General features: G+C 56.6%; 30 protein-coding genes. 28 read left to right on the top strand and 2 right to left on the bottom strand.

Annotated features, from left to right (window positions below):
• Position 1 precedes the first annotated feature (1 nt).
• The 6 genes from rrp42 (at position 2) to VMW85_03995 (ending at position 2,809) form a co-directional block, all read left to right on the top strand.
• Positions 2 to 775 carry an exosome complex protein Rrp42 gene (gene rrp42, locus VMW85_03970; GenBank protein HUT27185.1) on the top strand — a complete coding sequence of 258 codons (774 nt, stop codon included), beginning with the start codon at positions 2 to 4 and terminating at the stop codon, positions 773 to 775.
• Positions 776 to 780: 5 nt separating this feature from the next.
• The gene (locus VMW85_03975; GenBank protein ID HUT27186.1) at positions 781 to 1,050 is read left to right on the top strand and encodes a 50S ribosomal protein L37ae; all 270 of its coding nucleotides are present in this window, start codon (positions 781 to 783) and stop codon (positions 1,048 to 1,050) included.
• A 2-nt stretch (positions 1,051 to 1,052) separates the two neighbouring features.
• Positions 1,053 to 1,190: a DNA-directed RNA polymerase subunit P gene (locus VMW85_03980; GenBank protein HUT27187.1), complete on the top strand. Its 138-nt coding sequence runs from the start codon at positions 1,053 to 1,055 to the stop codon at positions 1,188 to 1,190.
• 1 nt (position 1,191) lies between these two features.
• Positions 1,192 to 1,434: a KEOPS complex subunit Pcc1 gene (locus VMW85_03985; GenBank protein HUT27188.1), complete on the top strand. Its 243-nt coding sequence runs from the start codon at positions 1,192 to 1,194 to the stop codon at positions 1,432 to 1,434.
• A complete protein-coding gene (locus VMW85_03990) occupies positions 1,427 to 1,798 on the top strand; it encodes a prefoldin subunit beta (protein ID HUT27189.1) in 372 nt (123 codons plus the stop codon). The genes VMW85_03985 and VMW85_03990 overlap by 8 nt, the downstream gene beginning before the upstream one ends.
• Before the next feature lie 66 nt (positions 1,799 to 1,864).
• Entirely contained in the window at positions 1,865 to 2,809 is a 945-nt protein-coding gene (locus tag VMW85_03995; GenBank protein ID HUT27190.1) for a DHH family phosphoesterase, read from the top strand.
• Between the two features lie 2 nt (positions 2,810 to 2,811).
• Here the strand turns inward: VMW85_03995 and VMW85_04000 are convergent, their stop codons facing one another.
• Entirely contained in the window at positions 2,812 to 3,870 is a 1,059-nt protein-coding gene (locus VMW85_04000) for a tyrosine--tRNA ligase (GenBank protein HUT27191.1), read from the bottom strand.
• A gap of 47 nt (positions 3,871 to 3,917) precedes the next feature.
• Positions 3,918 to 5,270, bottom strand: coding sequence for an FAD-dependent oxidoreductase (locus VMW85_04005; GenBank protein ID HUT27192.1), 1,353 nt, complete (start codon positions 5,268 to 5,270; stop codon positions 3,918 to 3,920).
• 114 nt (positions 5,271 to 5,384) lie between these two features.
• Here VMW85_04005 and VMW85_04010 point away from each other — a divergent pair, with 114 nt between their 5' ends.
• The 22 genes from VMW85_04010 to VMW85_04115 all read left to right on the top strand — a co-directional run bounded on the left by VMW85_04010 (position 5,385) and on the right by VMW85_04115 (position 16,248).
• Complete coding sequence (locus VMW85_04010) at positions 5,385 to 6,371, top strand: archaeosine biosynthesis radical SAM protein RaSEA (GenBank protein HUT27193.1); 987 nt, start codon at positions 5,385 to 5,387, stop codon at positions 6,369 to 6,371.
• A 10-nt stretch (positions 6,372 to 6,381) separates the two neighbouring features.
• Positions 6,382 to 6,702: a DUF5611 family protein gene (locus tag VMW85_04015; protein ID HUT27194.1), complete on the top strand. Its 321-nt coding sequence runs from the start codon at positions 6,382 to 6,384 to the stop codon at positions 6,700 to 6,702.
• Positions 6,703 to 6,776: 74 nt separating this feature from the next.
• Positions 6,777 to 6,932 carry a hypothetical protein gene (locus VMW85_04020; protein HUT27195.1) on the top strand — a complete coding sequence of 52 codons (156 nt, stop codon included), beginning with the start codon at positions 6,777 to 6,779 and terminating at the stop codon, positions 6,930 to 6,932.
• Between the two features lie 44 nt (positions 6,933 to 6,976).
• Positions 6,977 to 7,978, top strand: a complete 1,002-nt coding sequence (locus VMW85_04025; GenBank protein HUT27196.1) for a 50S ribosomal protein L3 — start codon at positions 6,977 to 6,979, stop codon at positions 7,976 to 7,978.
• 3 nt (positions 7,979 to 7,981) lie between these two features.
• A complete protein-coding gene (gene rpl4p / locus VMW85_04030; protein HUT27197.1) occupies positions 7,982 to 8,755 on the top strand; it encodes a 50S ribosomal protein L4 in 774 nt (257 codons plus the stop codon).
• Positions 8,756 to 8,757: 2 nt separating this feature from the next.
• Entirely contained in the window at positions 8,758 to 9,036 is a 279-nt protein-coding gene (gene rplW, locus VMW85_04035) for a 50S ribosomal protein L23 (GenBank protein HUT27198.1), read from the top strand.
• Between the two features lie 11 nt (positions 9,037 to 9,047).
• The gene (locus VMW85_04040; protein HUT27199.1) at positions 9,048 to 9,749 is read left to right on the top strand and encodes a 50S ribosomal protein L2; all 702 of its coding nucleotides are present in this window, start codon (positions 9,048 to 9,050) and stop codon (positions 9,747 to 9,749) included.
• Between the two features lie 6 nt (positions 9,750 to 9,755).
• Positions 9,756 to 10,217, top strand: coding sequence for a 30S ribosomal protein S19 (locus VMW85_04045; protein HUT27200.1), 462 nt, complete (start codon positions 9,756 to 9,758; stop codon positions 10,215 to 10,217).
• Between the two features lie 10 nt (positions 10,218 to 10,227).
• Positions 10,228 to 10,674 (top strand): 50S ribosomal protein L22, encoded by a 447-nt coding sequence (locus tag VMW85_04050; GenBank protein ID HUT27201.1) that lies wholly within the window; start codon positions 10,228 to 10,230, stop codon positions 10,672 to 10,674.
• Positions 10,675 to 11,397, top strand: a complete 723-nt coding sequence (locus VMW85_04055) for a 30S ribosomal protein S3 (protein ID HUT27202.1) — start codon at positions 10,675 to 10,677, stop codon at positions 11,395 to 11,397.
• Positions 11,398 to 11,598 carry a 50S ribosomal protein L29 gene (gene rpmC, locus VMW85_04060; GenBank protein ID HUT27203.1) on the top strand — a complete coding sequence of 67 codons (201 nt, stop codon included), beginning with the start codon at positions 11,398 to 11,400 and terminating at the stop codon, positions 11,596 to 11,598.
• Positions 11,598 to 11,897: a stress response translation initiation inhibitor YciH gene (yciH, locus tag VMW85_04065; protein ID HUT27204.1), complete on the top strand. Its 300-nt coding sequence runs from the start codon at positions 11,598 to 11,600 to the stop codon at positions 11,895 to 11,897. Before rpmC ends, yciH begins: the two co-directional genes overlap by 1 nt.
• A gap of 5 nt (positions 11,898 to 11,902) precedes the next feature.
• The gene (locus tag VMW85_04070; protein ID HUT27205.1) at positions 11,903 to 12,163 is read left to right on the top strand and encodes a ribonuclease P protein subunit; all 261 of its coding nucleotides are present in this window, start codon (positions 11,903 to 11,905) and stop codon (positions 12,161 to 12,163) included.
• Positions 12,164 to 12,167: 4 nt separating this feature from the next.
• The gene (locus VMW85_04075) at positions 12,168 to 12,494 is read left to right on the top strand and encodes a 30S ribosomal protein S17 (GenBank protein ID HUT27206.1); all 327 of its coding nucleotides are present in this window, start codon (positions 12,168 to 12,170) and stop codon (positions 12,492 to 12,494) included.
• 4 nt (positions 12,495 to 12,498) lie between these two features.
• Positions 12,499 to 12,897 (top strand): 50S ribosomal protein L14, encoded by a 399-nt coding sequence (locus VMW85_04080; GenBank protein HUT27207.1) that lies wholly within the window; start codon positions 12,499 to 12,501, stop codon positions 12,895 to 12,897.
• 10 nt (positions 12,898 to 12,907) lie between these two features.
• Positions 12,908 to 13,279: a 50S ribosomal protein L24 gene (gene rplX / locus VMW85_04085; GenBank protein HUT27208.1), complete on the top strand. Its 372-nt coding sequence runs from the start codon at positions 12,908 to 12,910 to the stop codon at positions 13,277 to 13,279.
• A complete protein-coding gene (locus VMW85_04090) occupies positions 13,276 to 13,986 on the top strand; it encodes a 30S ribosomal protein S4e (protein HUT27209.1) in 711 nt (236 codons plus the stop codon). The genes rplX and VMW85_04090 overlap by 4 nt, the downstream gene beginning before the upstream one ends.
• Positions 13,983 to 14,498 (top strand): 50S ribosomal protein L5, encoded by a 516-nt coding sequence (locus VMW85_04095; GenBank protein ID HUT27210.1) that lies wholly within the window; start codon positions 13,983 to 13,985, stop codon positions 14,496 to 14,498. Before VMW85_04090 ends, VMW85_04095 begins: the two co-directional genes overlap by 4 nt.
• Entirely contained in the window at positions 14,495 to 14,641 is a 147-nt protein-coding gene (locus VMW85_04100) for a 30S ribosomal protein S14 (GenBank protein HUT27211.1), read from the top strand. Before VMW85_04095 ends, VMW85_04100 begins: the two co-directional genes overlap by 4 nt.
• A 10-nt stretch (positions 14,642 to 14,651) precedes the next feature.
• Positions 14,652 to 15,041: a 30S ribosomal protein S8 gene (locus VMW85_04105; protein ID HUT27212.1), complete on the top strand. Its 390-nt coding sequence runs from the start codon at positions 14,652 to 14,654 to the stop codon at positions 15,039 to 15,041.
• A gap of 8 nt (positions 15,042 to 15,049) precedes the next feature.
• Entirely contained in the window at positions 15,050 to 15,598 is a 549-nt protein-coding gene (locus VMW85_04110) for a 50S ribosomal protein L6 (GenBank protein ID HUT27213.1), read from the top strand.
• The gene (locus VMW85_04115) at positions 15,598 to 16,248 is read left to right on the top strand and encodes a 50S ribosomal protein L32e (GenBank protein ID HUT27214.1); all 651 of its coding nucleotides are present in this window, start codon (positions 15,598 to 15,600) and stop codon (positions 16,246 to 16,248) included. Before VMW85_04110 ends, VMW85_04115 begins: the two co-directional genes overlap by 1 nt.
• Positions 16,249 to 16,250: the final 2 nt, after the last annotated feature.

The raw sequence follows: 16,250 nt of genomic DNA on the forward strand, positions 1-16,250 counted from the left end.
AATGGCAAGATCAGTCGTTTCTGAGATCAAGAGGGATCACATCAACAAACTTGTCGCAGACGGCCACCGCGTAGATGGACGTGCATGGGACGAGTTCCGAAATATATCTATCCAGACCAATGTGGTAGAGACCGCTGAGGGATCTTCCCGGGTCAAGATCGGCAACACCGAGGTCATCGTCGGAGTGAAGATGACCGTGGGCGAGCCTTTCTCCGACACCCCCAACAGGGGAGTCCTCACGACCAACGCCGAGCTCATTCCAATGGCCTCGCCAAACTTCGAGTCCGGTCCCCCGGACGAGAACTCGATCGAGCTGTCCAGGGTCGTTGACCGCGGTATCAGGGAAAGCCAGATGATAGACCTGGAGAAACTCTGCATAGAGCCCGGCAAGAAGGTGTGGATCAATTTCGTGGACATCTACGTGCTGGATTTCGACGGAAACCTGTTCGACGCCTGCTCCCTGGGAGCGGTTGCGGCCATAAAGAGCGCCATAGTACCAGCGTCGGCACATGGATTGGGCGAGGATTACCCCATGCCCACCACCTGCACCCCGATCTCCGTGACCGCGGTGCAAATCGAAAACTCTATATTGGTTGACCCGAGTCTCGACGAAGAAAAGGTCGCGGCAGCTAGGCTGACCGTTACCACTGATGACAACGGAGACCTGCGGGCCATGCAGAAGGGCCTACGCGGGGCGCTCACGGTGGAACAGATCAATACCATCATCGAGACCTCTCGAAGATTAGGTAGTGAGATTAGAAAACTAGTCGGGTGAAAGCAATGGCAAAAAGAACTGATAAGGCCGGGACCTCCGGCAGGTACGGAGCCAGATACGGCGTGGTAGTCAGGAAGCTTACCAGGGACATCGAGAAGGTCCAAAGATCCAGGTCCGAGTGCCCCAGCTGCCACCACATTAGCGTGAAGAGAGTATCCTCGGGGATATGGGCATGCAGGCACTGCGACACCAAGTTCGCGGGCGGCTGTTACACCCCCAGGGTGAGAGAGGCGGTCTCGAAAGAGATCTTGGCCGCCGCAGCTAAGGAGATCTAAGCTTGACATACAAGTGCGGCCAATGTGAGAAACCTATCCGTTCCAACGTCAACGCCGTGGGGATGCAGTGTGAGAACTGCGGATCCAAGATGTTCTACAAGGAGCGGCCTAACGTCAAGAAGGTTATCAAAGGCCGTTGATATGTTCCGAGCCACCCTAGGGGTGAGCTCCCCCTACGCCTCCACCGTGGCCAAGGCCATAGGACCGGAGGCCGGAAGGGAAATACCCCGTACAAGAGCGGAAGTGCGCCATTCTGAAGGGTCGATGACCCTGATATTGGATGCGGATGACCTCTCGGCCTTACGGGCAGCTTTAAATTCCTACATCCGATGGATGAGCATCGCAGAAAAGATGAGTGAAACGGTCGGTGATATTGATGGATGAGATCAGCCCCAAACTTCAGAACCAGATCGCCCAATTCCAGCAGCTTCAGCAGCAATTGCAGACGGTCATGAGCCAGAAGATCAGAATGGACGCCATGTTGAAAGAGATGGAAATGACCATCGAAGAATTGAAGAAGGTGTCCGAGGACGCCGTGGTGTTCAAGAGCGTCGGTTCCCTGATGATAAAGATCAGCGACAACCCCGCCCTCCTGAAGGATATCGAGGAGGACAAGGAGACCACCGAGGTCAGGGTTAAGAGCCTGGACCGTCAGGAGAAGATGCTCAAGGAGAAGTTCCAGAGCGTTCAGGAACAGCTGAACCGCGCCTTGGGCGCCCCTCCGAAGCAGGATGATGAGGACAACTGAGCCTCCATCCCTTTCTCTTTATTTCACTAAAAAATGAAAATAGAACCGAGGTCTTCACCGTTGCAGATGCTTGACGACATCATCGGAAGGTTGGCCTCCTCTGACAAACTTATATTGGTCCACGGCAACGCGGACCCGGACGCATTAGGCAGCGCCTATGCTCTGAGCAAAGCCTTCCCTCCAGCCTCAATACTTGCGGTGGAGGGGTTGGACCGTACCTCAAAGAACGTCTCCGCCCGTTTGGGCATCGAACTTCTGACCTGTCCGGACCATGAATATCCCCTCATCGTTGTGGTGGACACTTCTTCTCCTGAACAATTGGGAAGTTATGGCCAGATCGCGGGGGAGATGATCATTATCGACCATCATTGCCCCTCAGAAAAGTGGGTAGGGAGAGGAACTTACCTCTGCGATGACAGTAAAAAGAGTTGCGCCGAATTAGTGCTGGACATCATAGAGAAGGCCGAAATTGAGATCACTCGGACCATGGCATTGGCCCTATGCGCCGGAATACTTACTGACACGGGGCATTTCCGTTTCTCCAACCCCGCTTCGCTTCGAGCGTTCGCCCGCTTGATAGAGGGGTCCAACCTCAACATCGAAGAGGTGCTCTCGCTCACCGAATCGCCCACCGATATCTCAGAGAGAGTAGCCCAGATGAAAGGCGGGCAGCGGCTTCGCTTCGAAAGGGTAGGTCAACATATCGTGGCCATATCCCAAGGCAGTTCCTTCGAATCATCGGTATGCAAGTCGCTCCTGTCACTGGGGGCGGACATTGCGTTCGTCGCTTCACAGCGTAGCGGGGAGTTCCGTTTGAGTGCTCGAGCCCGGCAGGAAATGGTGCGAAAGGGATTGCACCTGGGACAGTTGCTGGGCGACGTGGGTCAAGAGACCGATAACGACGGCGGCGGACACGGCGGGGCGGCCGGGCTCGTCGGCGAAGGGGATGCCGAGGCCATACTCAACATTTGCATGCACAAGTCCATGGCCTTTTTGAGAACGCTGAAATAAGGTCAGCGAAGCTTCCTGACATCAGCTAGGACCTTCAGTATGCGCTCCAGGTTCTCCGGTTTTCGTTGGAAGTATTCGCGTGTTGGCGCTAGCACTTCCGCCAAAGCGGCGGCCGTCCCGTTCTTCAGGTCCATGGGATGCAGTTTCCCGGATAGGTAGGTGCGCTCCAGCTCATCGTAGTTCTGGAACTCCAGATCGCCGCCGAACTTCTCCGGTCTCTCGAAGCGCAGGACGTCCATCCGTTCGAACAGCACATAGCGACATATGGCCATTACCGGGTTGCCCTCCGCCTCCGGAGGGCAGAAGGCCTTGCCAAGCTTGCGCTTGATGTCTTCCGGTGAATCGTGTATGAGCAGGCTTCCGTCGGGGTCGCTCTTGGACATCTTACTGTTCACCGGGTCCATGCGGTTCCCGCCTTTCAATCCTGGTAAAAGGGGAGTGTGCACCGCGACGGCCTTCTTGACGCCCATCTTCTCCGCCGCTTCGCGAGCTAGCATGTGAGCTCTTCTCTGGTCCAACCCGGCGTATGCCACGTCGACGTCCATGAAGATGAGGTCGGCAGCCTGCATGAGCGGGTACATCATCTTACTGGAGTCGACATCAGCCTCGTCCTCGCTTCGGCCCATGATGGTCATGGCCCTCTTCACCCGTTGCAACGAGGAGGCCTTTCCGACCTTGATCACCGTCTCCCAGTAATCGATGTCGTCCATGATCTGAGATGCCAGTTTATATTGCACTTTCTCCCTGGGCACGCCCAAGGCCTCGAAGCAGTCCTTCATGTACTCGGCGCAGACCCTTATGTTCTCGATGTCTCCGCCCAACTTGTCGTTTATGTAGGCGTGCCAATCGGCCAAGAATATGATAAAATCAAAATTGGCGTCCACGAAGTTGCGGATCTTCTGGGCAGTGACCATCCAACCGATGTGCACCAGTCCGGAGGGTTCGAAGCCGATATATCCGGTGGGGGAGCTCTTGTTCTGAAGTACCTGCTTTAGATCTTCAGAGGTGATGATCTCCTCGGTGTTCCGGGCCACGAGTGCGTACCGCTCTTCGATGTCCATTATCCTCAGGCTCGAATGTGGAACGGACTATTAAATTGATTTGATATTCAATCACGGAACAATCTAGCCAGCTTCTCCGCCGCCGCATTGACCGTGTCCACCACCATGGAGGTCGGGGGGCAGTATGCGTTCTCCATGCGTTCCACGAACTCTTGGACGTTGACACCCTCCAACAGCGCGGCGGTGATCCAGTTCACCCGGCCAGTGACATCCTCGCCGCCTATGATCTGTCCACCGATCAATCGTCCGCTATCGGCATCGGCCAGTAGTTTGACCGTGGTCATCTTTCCCCCAGGATAGTATCTGGCCCGTGAAGATCCTTCGGCCAACGCCTCCTTGACCTTGAGGCCGTAGTAATCCGCTAGGGAACGGGAGATCCCGGTCCCGCCCACCTGAAGTCCGCCGATGACGCTGATGAAAGGGCTGGCCGTCCCCGGGAAAGTGGCCTTTCCACCAGTGGCGCGGATCCCGGCCACACGGCCCTGACGTACCGCGGTGGAACCCAGCTGGCTCATCGTTGGTCCGGCGGTGACCGCGCTTTGACACATGACCACGTCGCCTGCCAGATAGATATCCGGAACCAAACGGCCTTTGCGGTAGGGCTGAAGACTGGGGCTGACCCTGACCGCACCCAAGGGACCTATGTCCAGCCCCATCTGCTCTGGCAACTTGAGGTTGGCCCTCACTCCCGTGGCCATGACGACCATCTGACAAGGGATGTGGACGTTCCCTACGGTGACCCCGGTGACGTCCTCCTTCCCCTCGATCCGGGAGAGCGGCGCTCCCATGACGAACTTGATGCCCAATGATTCGCAGTGGGACCGTACCAGATCGGCCATGTCCCTATCCAATATTCGGGGGAAGACCTGGTCGAACATCTCCACCACGGTGACCTGTTTCCCCTGTTCTTGTAAGGCTACGGCCATCTCCAGACCGATGACCCCGGCTCCGGCCACGACCACCTGCTGCACCTTGGGCATATGGTCCATGATGGCCTGCCCGTCGGATATCCATCTGACCGGGAACACTCCCTTAAGGTCCCGACCGTCAACTGGAGGAACGAAGACCATTCCGCCAGTAGCCAATATCAATACGTCGAACTCGATGTCCCGACCGTCCTTGGTGGTCAGATGCCTCTTGTCTAGGTCTACCTTGTCGACGGTGGTTCTGACCAGGACCTTGATGTTCCTTTCGCTCTGGTAGAACTCAGGGGTATGCATCACGATGCTCTGGAAATCCTTGATCTTCCCTTCCAGCACGAACGGTATGGCGCAGGGTGAATAGGCCACATGCTCGTCCTCGGTGATGAGAGTGATGTCGTCCTGCCCGTGCTCCCTGGCGGTAGAGGCGGCGGTCATGCCGGCCGCACCTCCTCCGATAACCACGATCTTCCTGGCCATGATGCTCTCCCAGGCAGCAAATCCGGAAGAAAGGATATAAAATGTTGGTAATGAGGTAAAGCGCATTCCTAAAATAGTAAGGGACGTTTGCTATGGAACGGATATGGAGCACCCATGAAAAACCTGGACCTTAACAGACCGGTGACGATCTGGAAGGAGGACGACGTGGTCGATGGTAAGAAGGAGAAGGCCCTAGTGGCCATCTTCCGCACCCGTGGCTGCCATTGGTCTCGAAAGTGCGGATGTTCCATGTGTGGTTATAACGTGGAGAGCCTGGAAGGCATCGGCGTTCCTGAGCTCACAGCTCAGCTCGAGGCCGTTCTATCCCGATACGAAGGGGAAGGCATGGTCAAGCTCTACACCTCAGGAAGTTTCCTCGATCCAATGGAGATCCCGGAAGAGGTGCGGGACCGCATCCTTAGTTCATTTGATAATGCGAAGCAGGTGCTCTTCGAAAGCCGTCCAGAGTTCGTTACGCCTGAGACGCTGCAGCATCTGCCGGACCACTCTGCGGTGGCGTTAGGGTTGGAGAGCGCCTCGGACAAGGTGCTCCGTTGCAGCGTGAGAAAGGGTTTCGGTACCAAGGACTACCTGAGAGCTGCTGAGGCCGTCAATTCCCGCGGATTTCCTGTCCGCACATACCTATTGCTTAAACCACCATACCTCACTGAAAGCGCGGCGATCGATGACACCCTTAGGTCCGTAAAGTTCGCCGCCCCCTATTCGGACAGCATCTCCATCAACCCGCTCAATGTGCAGAAGGAGACCTTGGTGGAAGGGCTATGGCGCCGCGGTGATTACCGGCCTCCGTGGATCTGGTCATTGTTCGAGGTGCTAAAGAGCAAGGCGGAACTGCCGGGCGTGAGGCTGTTCTCCTCACCCAGTGGTGCTGGTACCCAAAGGGGGGTGCATAATTGTCCCGACTGCGACCGCAGATTGCTGGACATATTAGAAAAGTTCAACTTCGAGCAGGACGTTGAACTCCTTGGTGGTCACCATTGCCACTGCCGAAAGGAATGGAATTCACTGGTCGGCCTGGAGGAGCTCATGCGCACCTCTGTTGACGTGAGCCGGCATCTAGGAGACGAACTGGTGCTTTAGAGGGATGTACATGGAGTACGAGATAAAACGAGGAAGCTACGGCAATCTTGAGGGCGACGGCCTGATCAACATGATGGACACGGCGTTCGGACCGACCAAGAAGGAAGGCGACAAGTGTGTCTCATCCTTCGGTGCCATGACCCGAATAGAGGTGCGTTTGAAAAGCAAGACGCTCCTAGACATCACCACGGACACCGATAAGGGAGCCAGCGTGGAATTGGCCCAGGAGACGATCAGGCGGTGGAACGCCTTCTTGGAGCAGGTGACCGGGTTCACATCCAAGGAGCGGCGCACACGTCTTCAGAAGAAGGCCAAGGAAGGCAAGCTCTAGAAACGTCCAGAGGGACCTTTTCCTATCCTTATTATATATAGTGAGCAACGATTGTTTTATATACAGATATTAGTATGCGAGTTCTGCTCAACGCACTGAGGACGTTCGACCAGACCCCTTGGGCAATGCTTCAAGCATCCCTAAGTCGCCCCCATCCGCGCATTCTGGAGGGTGATGACGGTGTCACGGTCGAAGGTGCTGACCTCAACACTCTTGAGAACAGGCGTTAGCGTAAGAGAGTGTGCTCTCTCATGAGATAGGGAGAGGGAGATCCATGTCGAACATTAGACGTCCGAGAAGAGGCTCAAAGGGTTTTGGCCCTAGGAAAAGGGCCGTTAGCCAGACACCGAGGCTGGATGCTTGGCCCGAGATTAGCGAAGGCCCTAAAGTCCAAGGTTTTGCCGGTTATAAAGCAGGAATGACTCACGCATTCATCGTGGATCACCGCAACAAGAGCACCACTTCTGGTCAGGAGATCAGGGTGCCTGTCACTGTTCTAGAAGTACCCCCAATGGTGGTTGCCGCGGTACGTATCTACGAGAATACCCGCTATGGGCTAAAGACCTCTGGAGAGGTCTGGGCCAATCAGCTGGACGAGAACTTGTCCAGGCTATTGCCCGTTCCCAAGAAGGTCGACGCCGAGCAGGCCTGGGAGAAGATGAAAGGTGTGGACACCGAGGACGTTAGGGTCCTGGCGTTCACCCAACCCAAGCTGGTCCAAGGAGTGCCGAAGAAGCGCCCCGAGCTCATGGAGCTGCGCATAGGCGGCGGCACCATGGATGCGAGGGTAGAGTTCGCCAAGGCGTTGCTGGGTAAGTTCATCAGCATCAACGACTTCGCCAAGGTTGGCGGGATGATCGATGTCGTCGCCATCACCAAGGGGAAGGGGTTCCAAGGCGCTACCAAGCGCTGGGGCCTGAAGTTGCTGTCCCACAAGAACTCCAAGCACCGCCGCATGGTCGGTAACCTGGGACCTAAGAGGCCTGGTTACGTCCGAGGCACCGTTCCTCAGTCCGGTCAGATGGGATACCATCAGAGGACCGAGGTCAACAAGCTCATATTGAAGATCGGGGAAAGTGGGCAGGAGGTCAGCCCCAAGGGCGGCTTCCTACACTACGGTGTGGTAAGAAACCCCTTCGTACTGATCCACGGATCCGTGCCTGGCCCGACAAAGAGGCTGGTGCGGATGAGGGACCCGGTAAGAAGGCAGCAGGCGGACCTGAAGGAAGCGCCTGATATGGTGTACATATCCACCGAATCCAAGCAGGGGGCGTAAGCAATGGTCGATAACGCACAGGTCAACATATATTCGTTAACGGGCGAGGTCCTAAGGACCCAATCCCTACCCGGGGTGTTCGCCACCCAGTTCCGACCCGATGTCATCCACAGGGCTGTAGTGGCCGAGCAGGCCAACAAGAGGCAGCCCTATGGGTCCAAGCCGGGTGCCGGAATCAGGCATTCGGTGTCAACCTGGGGCAAAGGCCGAGGCGTGTCCAGGGTCCAGAGATTGGCCCAGGGCGCCAAGGGTGCCGAGTCCCCTAACAACGTGGGAGGCCGCCGTGCCTTCCCGCCCAGAGTGGACAAGGACTGGAGCAAGAAGGTCAACCAGAAGGAGCGCATATTGGCTCGCTTTTCGGCATTGGCCGCCACCGCTGATGCGGAGAAGGTCAAGGCCCGCGGTCACCGCTTCAATGAAGAGCTGACTTTGCCAGTGGTCATAGAGGACCGCCTGGAGGACGTTCGCAGCACTGCTGAGGTGCTAGATGTCCTGATGAGCCTCGGTCTGCAGGACGATGTCATCCGCAGCAAGGATGGGATCCGTGTTCGAGCCGGCCGCGGCAAGATGAGGGGACGGCGCTACCGCATGCCCCGAAGCCTGCTCATAGTGGTCTCGAACCACGACGTCGCTCTGATCAAGGGCGCCAGGAACCTTCCAGGTGTCGAGGTTATGAACGCCGAGGGATTGAATTCAGGACTGCTGGCCCCCGGTGGATTGCCCGGAAGACTGACGGTGTTCACTGAGTCCGCGCTCAAGATAGTAGGAGAGTGGTGATCATGGCCAGAAAGGTACTGCTTTATCCATATGTGACGGAAAAGACCATGAACTACATGACCGGCACGCCTACCCAGGATTTCACGGACGGGAACAAGATAGTTTTCATCGTGGACCGCTTCGCCAACAAGGCGCAGATCAAGGTAGCTTTCGAAGAATACTTCGAGGTCAAGGTAGACAAGGTCTGGACCAAGATAGCCAAGGATGGCAAGCACGCCACAATAAAGCTAGCTGAAGGATACTCTGCCGAGGACATCGGTATGAGGATAGGAGTCTTCTGAGGAGGGGGAACATGGGTAGACGACTAAGACAACAGAGAAGGGGCCACGGAAGCTCCACCTATCGGTCCCCGAGCCACAGGCACGTGGGAGAGATAAAACACCCCCATTCTGAACTGAAGAATGGTGTAGTGACAGATATTATCCACGCCCCGGGCCGTAACAGCCCGGTGGCGGAGATCAAGTTCGAGAGCGGGAAGAAGGACAAGATCATCGCGGTCGAAGGCCTGATGGTCGGACAGGATATCAGCGTGGACGGTACAAAGAACCTGAAGCCTGGCAGCATCCTGCCCTTGTCCAACATCCCTGAAGGTACTCTGATCCATAATCTGGAAGCCAGACCTGGCGATGGCGGAAAGTTCGTACGCACTGCGGGAACCTACGCCACCTTGGTGACGAAGGGTGACACCGTAGTGGTGCAGTTGCCCTCCGGCGCCTTCAAGAACCTGGACCCCAGGTGCCGCGCCGGCATTGGTATAATCGCGGGCGGAGGTGCTTCGGAGAAGCCGTTCGCCAAGGCAGGAAAGAAGTTCCATGCCCTACGTAGCAAGGCAAAAGCAAACTTCAAGGTGAAGGGAGTGGCCATGAACGCGGTCGATCACCCCCACGGTGGTGGCGGTCACCCGCACGTTGGTAAACCTAGCACCGTATCGAGGAACGCCCCGCCGGGAAGGAAGGTCGGTAGGCTTTCCCCCCAGAAGAAACAGAGGAAGTGATTCTAGATGGCCGATGAAAAGCTAACTGGTACCAAATCCTCGAGGAGGAAGCAGAGGAAGAAGAAGGGCATGATGACCGCCCGTAGGAAGAAGGAATTCACCTACCGCGGTTTCAACCTGGAGCAGCTCCAGGAGATGCCTTTCGAGGAGATGGTGGACCTTCTGCCGTCCAGGACCCGAAGGTCCTTCCGTCGCGGACTCAACGAGGAACAGAAGACCACCTTCGACAAGATATGGTCCGGAAAACACGAAGTGGTGCGTACGCACCGCAGGGACATACCGGTCGTGCCGGCCTTCGTTGGTCGCCGCGTGGCCGTGTACAATGGAAAGGAATTCAAGGAAGTCGAGATAAAACCGGAGATGATCGGGCACTTCCTGGGCGAGTTCGCCGCGACAAGGGGCTCCGTGAAGCACTCTGGTCCTGGCGTCGGTGCGACCAGGGGATCCAAGTTCATGCCGCTGAAGTGAGGTGACAAACATGGTTGGATACACTGCTCAAGCCGATCCGGACACTACGTCCAAGGCCATCGCCAAAGAGTTGCCCATCTCCCCCAAGTTCTCACGTGAGGTTTGCCGGATGATACGGGGAAAGAAGGTAGATTACGCCATCCGCATGTTGGAAGAGGTCGTGGAGCTGCGCCGCCCGGTGCCGATCCGCCGCCACAACTATGGTGTAGCCCACAAGACCGGGGTCGGACCCGGTCGTTTCCCCACTAAGGCCGCCAAAGCCATCATCAAGGTGCTGCAAAGCGCCAAGAGCAACGCGGAGTACAAGGGACTGGACGCCGACAATATGAAGGTGAGAATAGTATCCGCGCACATGGGAAGGACCATACGCGGTTACATGCCCAGGGCACACGGTCGCAGCACCCAATGGGACCAGCAGACCGTGAACATCGAAGTCATACTGGAGGAGGTTCAGTAAATGGCCAGCGAAAGAAAGTTCGTGGCGGAGAACATCAGAAGGGTTCTCCTTAAGGAATATTTGATGAAGACAGTCGATCGCGCCGGATTCGGCGGGGTGGACGTACAGAGGACCCCGATGGGGACCAGGGTCACCCTGGTCGTCGAGAGGCCCGGCATCGTCATTGGTCGTCGCGGTGCGGCGATCAAGTCGCTGACCAAGGCCATCGAGGACAACTATCATTACGACAACCCTCAGATCGAGGTCCAGGAGGTCGAGAACCCCAACCTCAACGCCCAGATCATGGCCGAGAAGCTGGCCTTCGCTCTGGAGCGAGGCTGGCACTTCCGCCGGGCCGGGCATTCCACGGTGCGCCGCATCATGGAATCCGGGGCTCGTGGCTGCCTGATAATCATCTCCGGCAAACTTACCGGGGAGAGACACCGCACTGAGAAGTTCAAGGACGGGTACATAAAGTACTGCGGAGAGACCCGGTTGCTGTTCGTGGACACCGGATTCGCCGTGGCCAAACTTAAACCGGGCGTCATAGGCGTCCAGGTTGAGATCATGGACCCCGACGCACGCCTCCCTGCGGAGATCGACGTCATGCCGATGGATGAAGCCATCAAGGCCAATCCTGAACTGATGGAGATCCTGCGCAAGGAGGACGAGGTATCGGTCATCGCCGAGCACCCCGCGGAGGAACCCTCACTGGAAGAAGACAAGGAGGAGGTGGCTGAATAAATGGCTTTGATACATACCTCTGAAATCAGGAAGATGAACGTGGATGAGAGGGCCGGCAAGCTCCGCGAGCTGCAGGATGAGCTCATGCACGAGAAGGGAGCGGCCGCCATGGGCGGCGCTCCTAACAACCCGGGGAAGATCAGGGCCCTAAGGACCAACATCGCCAGGATCCTAACCGTCCAGAAGGAGGAAGAGAAATAATGGCCGACATTTGCTCGGTATGTGGGCTCCCTAAAGAGCTGTGTATGTGCGAAGAGATCGCCAGAGAACAGCAGTCCGTAAGGATCTTCACCGACAGCCGACGGTACGGCAAAAAGGTCACCGTTGTCGATGGCATCGATGCCACTGATATAGACATGGATGACCTGGCGCGCACCTTGAAGAACAAGTGCGCCGCCGGCGGCACCGCTAAAGAAGGCAAGATCGAGCTCCAGGGGGACCACAAGAAGAAGGTCCAACAAGTCCTGGAAGAAATGGGCTTCAAGACCGAGGTTCGGTAGGAGCCATGGACAAAAGGGATTTCATGAGACAAGAACTCATCGGACTGGACATCGAGGTGGTGGAATCCAACTGTCCCGAGCACCTGTTGCGCGGGAAGGTGGTGGACGAGACCAAGAACATGCTGGCCATCTCCTGCCAGGGCAGTGAGCGGTGGATACCCAAGTCCGGCCATGAGTTCGAGTTCACATATCAGGGCGAGAGGATCAGGGTCCCAGGATCCGAGATCCAGTATCGACCAGAGGATAGGATCAAGAAAATTAGGTGATCTAATGAGCGAAGTTAGAGACATTGGCATTGATGTCAAGGCCCCCTCGGCCACCTGCGAGGACCAGTACTGTCCATTCCACGGGAAGCTCCCGGTAAGGGGACAGATCATTGACGGCGAAGTAGTGTCCGTTAAGATGAACGGCAGCGCCGTGGTCGAGAGGAATTACTTGAAGTATGACAAGAAGTACGAACGTTTCGAAAAGAGGACGAAGAGATACACCGTCCACAACCCCCCCTGCCTTGAGATAGGCTCGGGGGACAAGGTGCGCATCATGGAGTGCCGCCCCTTGAGCAAGACGGTGTCATTCGTCATCGTGGAGAAAAGGTGAGGACATGAAGGGATTGGCAGGAAACCAGACCCGGGGCATCATTACCGGCACCGTCCTGGATGTGGTGGACAACACCGGCGCCAAGACCATCAGTGTCATCGCCGTGCCAAACTATCACGGGACGCACGGACGCTGCCCCGCCGCGGCCGTGGGTGACATCGTAGTCGCCTCGGTGAAGAAGGGCACTCCCGAGATGAGACGACAGGTGGTATACGCCATCGTCGTCCGTCAGAGGAGACCGTTCCGCCGGGCGGACGGGACCATGGTGCATTTCGAGGATAACGCAGCGGTCATCACCACCGATGAGGGTGAGACCAAGGGAAGCGACATAAAGGGACCCGTGGCCAGAGAGGCCGCTGAGCGCTGGCCGCGTGTAGCCGCCACCGCTTCGACCATCGTTTGAGGTGTTGGAAATGACGAGCAAGTTGGCAAGAAAACAGAGGAAGGCGCTGTACAACGCGCCGAACCACGTGCGCAACAAAAGCGTCGGCTCCCACCTCAGCGAAGAGCTGGTCGAGAAGCTGGGACGCCGCACCGTCAGGGTCGTCAAGGGCGACACTGTCAGGGTGGTCCGAGGGGATGAGCAAATACTCAACCTCGAGGGTAAGGTCACCAGCGTGGACACAGAGAAGGGACGTCTTATCATCGAGGGAGTGACCATCGCCAAGGCGGACGGCACCATGACCGAAAGGCCAGTGCATGCCTCCAACGTGGTCATCATCAAGCTTGAACTAAAGGACAATTACCGCAAGCAGAAATTGCAATTCGAGGAGGGCTCCTCATGACCCAAGATTTAAAAAGATTGAACGCACCGAAGAGCTGGCCGGTGCCAAGGAAGAGCAGCGTATGGGTGACCAGCCCCAACCCCGGCGCACATCCGCTGGACCAATGCATGCCCCTGACCCTGGTGTTGCGGGACCTGCTTAAGGTCTGCGATACCGCCGCCGAGGCCAGGAAGATCCTCTCCGCCAAGCATGTATTGGTGGACGGAAGGGTGGTCACTGAGGCCAAGCTCCCCGTGGGCCTGATGGACGTATTGAGCCTGCCCGCTTCGGGCAAGTACTACCGCATGCTGCTGGACAGCCGCGGAAAGTTCATACTGGTCGAGACGACCGAGGAACGCGCCAAGTGGAAGTTGTGCCGCATAGAGAACAAGACCGTCATCAGCGGCGGCCGCATGCAGCTTAACATGCACGACGGACGCAACATCCTGGTCACCGAGGACAGCTACAAGACCGGCGATGTACTGAAGATAGAACTGCCGACGCAGAAGATCATCGAACCATTCAAAATGGTACAGGGCAATGTGGCCATGATCACCAGCGGCAGCAGCGCCGGTCAGATAATGGTGATAGAGGAACAGGTCGAAGCGCGTTCCTCCTCACCAGACCTGGTTCGGTTCAAGAACGGAAAGTTGACCGTGAAGAACAACGTGTTCGTGATCGGAAACAAGACCCCCGAGGTCGTACTGCCTGAGGTGAGCGTGGTATGAGCGAGAACATAATGCGCAAACCGCGCATCGAGAAGGTTTCCGTCAACATCGGGGTCGGCGAATCCGGAGAAAGACTAGTAAAAGCACAGAAGGTGTTGGAGATGGTCACCACACAGAAATCCAAGCAGACCTTCTCCAAGGTCACCAACCGTGATTTCGGCATCCGCGAAGGTCAACCGATCGGATGCATCGTCACTCTCAGGGGAGAGAAGGCCATGGACTTCCTGAAAAGGGCGTTCACCATTCGCGAGAACCGCATCGCCTCATACTCCTTTGATCAAGAGGGTAACCTGTCCTTCGGGATACCCGACTACACCGACTTCTCAGGGTTGAAGTACGACCCGGAGATCGGTATCTTTGGCATGGACGTAAGCGTGTCCATCCAGAGGCCTGGAAAGAGAATAACCAGGCGCCGCATCATGCGCTGTAAAGTGCCCAAGAACCACCGTATGACCAGGGCAGAGGCCATGAACTTCATGAAGGAGATATTCAACATAGAGGTGATCGATTGAAGCCTAAAAAGAAATTCGGACGGAGCGTGGGCTGCACCAGATGCGGTCGTAAGAGAGGGCTCGTCCGCCGTTACGGAATGCACCTTTGCAGACAATGCTTCAGGGAGATCGCGCCGCAGATAGGGTTCAAGAAGTACTCGTGAGGTGAAAAAAATGCAGAGCGATCCATTGAATGATGCGATGTCCACCATCAAGAACGCAGCGGCCGTGGGCAAGAGCGAGTGCCTCATCAGGCCCTCTTCCAAGCTCATCGGGCGGGTGCTCAAGGTGATGCAGGACAACGGTTACATCAACCAGTTCGAGTTCATAGAGGACGGCAAGGCCGGCGTGTTCAAGGTCAAGTTGCAGGGAAAGATCAACAACTGCGGTGTGATCAAGCCACGCTACTCGGTGAAGAAAGTTGACATGGAGCAGTTCGAGGCCCGCTATCTGCCGGCCCAGGACTTCGGCGTGCTCATACTTACCACCACCGACGGCGTGATCACTCACATGCAGGCCAAGGAGAATGGCGTGGGCGGCAAGTTGCTAGCCTTCGTATACTGAGGGATGACATGACAGTAACAGGACATTTGGACGACACGGTGCACGTGCCCACGGAGGTCAAGGTTACCATGAAGGGCAGCGAGCTGACCGCCAAAGGACCGAAAGGTCAGGTCATTCGCGACTTCGGTCACCCCAAGGTCAAGGTCTCCCTGAAGGAGGACACCGTACACGTAGAGTGCGAGTACCCTCGCGTCAAGGAGAAGGCCTTGGTCGGTACATACGCTGCACATATCAGGAATATGATCGAAGGGGCCAATCACGGGTTCGAATACGCCATGAAAGTGGTCTATTCCCACTTCCCCATGAAGATCGTGGTGAAGGGCGAAAAGTTCGTCATCGAGAACTTCTTGGGAGAGAAGGCCCCACGCTCAGCGGTCATATTGGAAGGCGCCAAGGTCGTGATAAAAGGTAACGAGGTATTCGTCACCGGGTCCGATCTGGAGAAGGTCTCCCAGACCGCTGCCAACATCGAACGTGCCACCAAGATCCGCGGATTCGACCCTAGGGTGTTCCAGGATGGTATCTACATCGTAGAGAAGGCAAGGAGGCCGAAGTAATGTCGGCGAAGAAGGAGATCAAGAGCATACAGGACCTTCCCTACTACAGGGATGAGTACACCGCACAACTGGCCGACATGGGCATTGGGGAGCTTGACGAGCTTTTGGAGGCGTTGCAGGACGAGCAGCGCAAGAAGGAGATCGTCGACGCCCTGGACGGTGTAGGCAACAAGATCGCCGACCACTGGATAGAAATGTTGGAAGAGGTGGAGACGGAGATAGTCGAGACCGAGGTCGAGACCAAGCCGGTCGTGAAGATCAAGGCAGTGCTCACCGATGAGATAAAAGCTGCCCTGGAAATGAGGGACGTCAAGAACCGAAAGCGCCCAGCGTTCCTCAGACAGGAATGGTTCCGGTACCCGAGGCTCGGCGAAAAATGGAGAAAGCCCAAGGGCATTCACTCCAAGATGCGCCGGCATCTATCGTACCGCCCGCCGGTGGTCTCGATAGGCTTCCGCGGACCGAAGATGGTACGCGACTACCATCCCTCTGGTTTCCAGGAGGTCATGGTGTACAACCCCGACCAAGTGGAGAACGTGGACCCCAAGGTGCAGGCGATCCGTATCGGCGGCACCGTGGGCGGAAGGAAGAGAATAGCAATAACCAGTAAGGCGGATGAATTGGGAATCCGCGTACTTAACAGGACGTGAGA

Source organism: Methanomassiliicoccales archaeon, assembly GCA_035527755.1.
Classification (GTDB): Archaea; Thermoplasmatota; Thermoplasmata; order Methanomassiliicoccales; family UBA472; genus UBA472.

Excerpts from the sequence above, each read along its gene's own strand:
- VMW85_04000 (HUT27191.1), bottom strand. The coding sequence starts at position 3,870 with ATGGACATCGAAGAGCGGTACGCACTCGTGGCCCGGAACACCGAGGAG.
- rpmC (HUT27203.1), top strand. The coding sequence starts at position 11,398 with ATGGCTTTGATACATACCTCTGAAATCAGGAAGATGAACGTGGATGAG.
- VMW85_04055 (HUT27202.1), top strand. The coding sequence starts at position 10,675 with ATGGCCAGCGAAAGAAAGTTCGTGGCGGAGAACATCAGAAGGGTTCTC.
- rplW (HUT27198.1), top strand. The coding sequence starts at position 8,758 with ATGGCCAGAAAGGTACTGCTTTATCCATATGTGACGGAAAAGACCATG.
- VMW85_03990 (HUT27189.1), top strand. The coding sequence starts at position 1,427 with ATGGATGAGATCAGCCCCAAACTTCAGAACCAGATCGCCCAATTCCAG.
- VMW85_04105 (HUT27212.1), top strand. The coding sequence starts at position 14,652 with ATGCAGAGCGATCCATTGAATGATGCGATGTCCACCATCAAGAACGCA.
- VMW85_04115 (HUT27214.1), top strand. The coding sequence starts at position 15,598 with ATGTCGGCGAAGAAGGAGATCAAGAGCATACAGGACCTTCCCTACTAC.
- yciH (HUT27204.1), top strand. The coding sequence starts at position 11,598 with ATGGCCGACATTTGCTCGGTATGTGGGCTCCCTAAAGAGCTGTGTATG.
- VMW85_04040 (HUT27199.1), top strand. The coding sequence starts at position 9,048 with ATGGGTAGACGACTAAGACAACAGAGAAGGGGCCACGGAAGCTCCACC.
- rrp42 (HUT27185.1), top strand. The coding sequence starts at position 2 with ATGGCAAGATCAGTCGTTTCTGAGATCAAGAGGGATCACATCAACAAA.
- VMW85_04090 (HUT27209.1), top strand. The coding sequence starts at position 13,276 with ATGACCCAAGATTTAAAAAGATTGAACGCACCGAAGAGCTGGCCGGTG.
- VMW85_04045 (HUT27200.1), top strand. The coding sequence starts at position 9,756 with ATGGCCGATGAAAAGCTAACTGGTACCAAATCCTCGAGGAGGAAGCAG.
- rpl4p (HUT27197.1), top strand. The coding sequence starts at position 7,982 with ATGGTCGATAACGCACAGGTCAACATATATTCGTTAACGGGCGAGGTC.
- VMW85_03985 (HUT27188.1), top strand. The coding sequence starts at position 1,192 with ATGTTCCGAGCCACCCTAGGGGTGAGCTCCCCCTACGCCTCCACCGTG.
- VMW85_04075 (HUT27206.1), top strand. The coding sequence starts at position 12,168 with ATGAGCGAAGTTAGAGACATTGGCATTGATGTCAAGGCCCCCTCGGCC.
- VMW85_04015 (HUT27194.1), top strand. The coding sequence starts at position 6,382 with ATGGAGTACGAGATAAAACGAGGAAGCTACGGCAATCTTGAGGGCGAC.
- VMW85_04010 (HUT27193.1), top strand. The coding sequence starts at position 5,385 with ATGAAAAACCTGGACCTTAACAGACCGGTGACGATCTGGAAGGAGGAC.
- VMW85_04080 (HUT27207.1), top strand. The coding sequence starts at position 12,499 with ATGAAGGGATTGGCAGGAAACCAGACCCGGGGCATCATTACCGGCACC.
- VMW85_03975 (HUT27186.1), top strand. The coding sequence starts at position 781 with ATGGCAAAAAGAACTGATAAGGCCGGGACCTCCGGCAGGTACGGAGCC.
- VMW85_04025 (HUT27196.1), top strand. The coding sequence starts at position 6,977 with ATGTCGAACATTAGACGTCCGAGAAGAGGCTCAAAGGGTTTTGGCCCT.
- VMW85_04110 (HUT27213.1), top strand. The coding sequence starts at position 15,050 with ATGACAGTAACAGGACATTTGGACGACACGGTGCACGTGCCCACGGAG.
- VMW85_04005 (HUT27192.1), bottom strand. The coding sequence starts at position 5,270 with ATGGCCAGGAAGATCGTGGTTATCGGAGGAGGTGCGGCCGGCATGACC.
- VMW85_03995 (HUT27190.1), top strand. The coding sequence starts at position 1,865 with ATGCTTGACGACATCATCGGAAGGTTGGCCTCCTCTGACAAACTTATA.
- VMW85_04095 (HUT27210.1), top strand. The coding sequence starts at position 13,983 with ATGAGCGAGAACATAATGCGCAAACCGCGCATCGAGAAGGTTTCCGTC.
- VMW85_04020 (HUT27195.1), top strand. The coding sequence starts at position 6,777 with ATGCGAGTTCTGCTCAACGCACTGAGGACGTTCGACCAGACCCCTTGG.
- VMW85_04050 (HUT27201.1), top strand. The coding sequence starts at position 10,228 with ATGGTTGGATACACTGCTCAAGCCGATCCGGACACTACGTCCAAGGCC.
- VMW85_04070 (HUT27205.1), top strand. The coding sequence starts at position 11,903 with ATGGACAAAAGGGATTTCATGAGACAAGAACTCATCGGACTGGACATC.
- rplX (HUT27208.1), top strand. The coding sequence starts at position 12,908 with ATGACGAGCAAGTTGGCAAGAAAACAGAGGAAGGCGCTGTACAACGCG.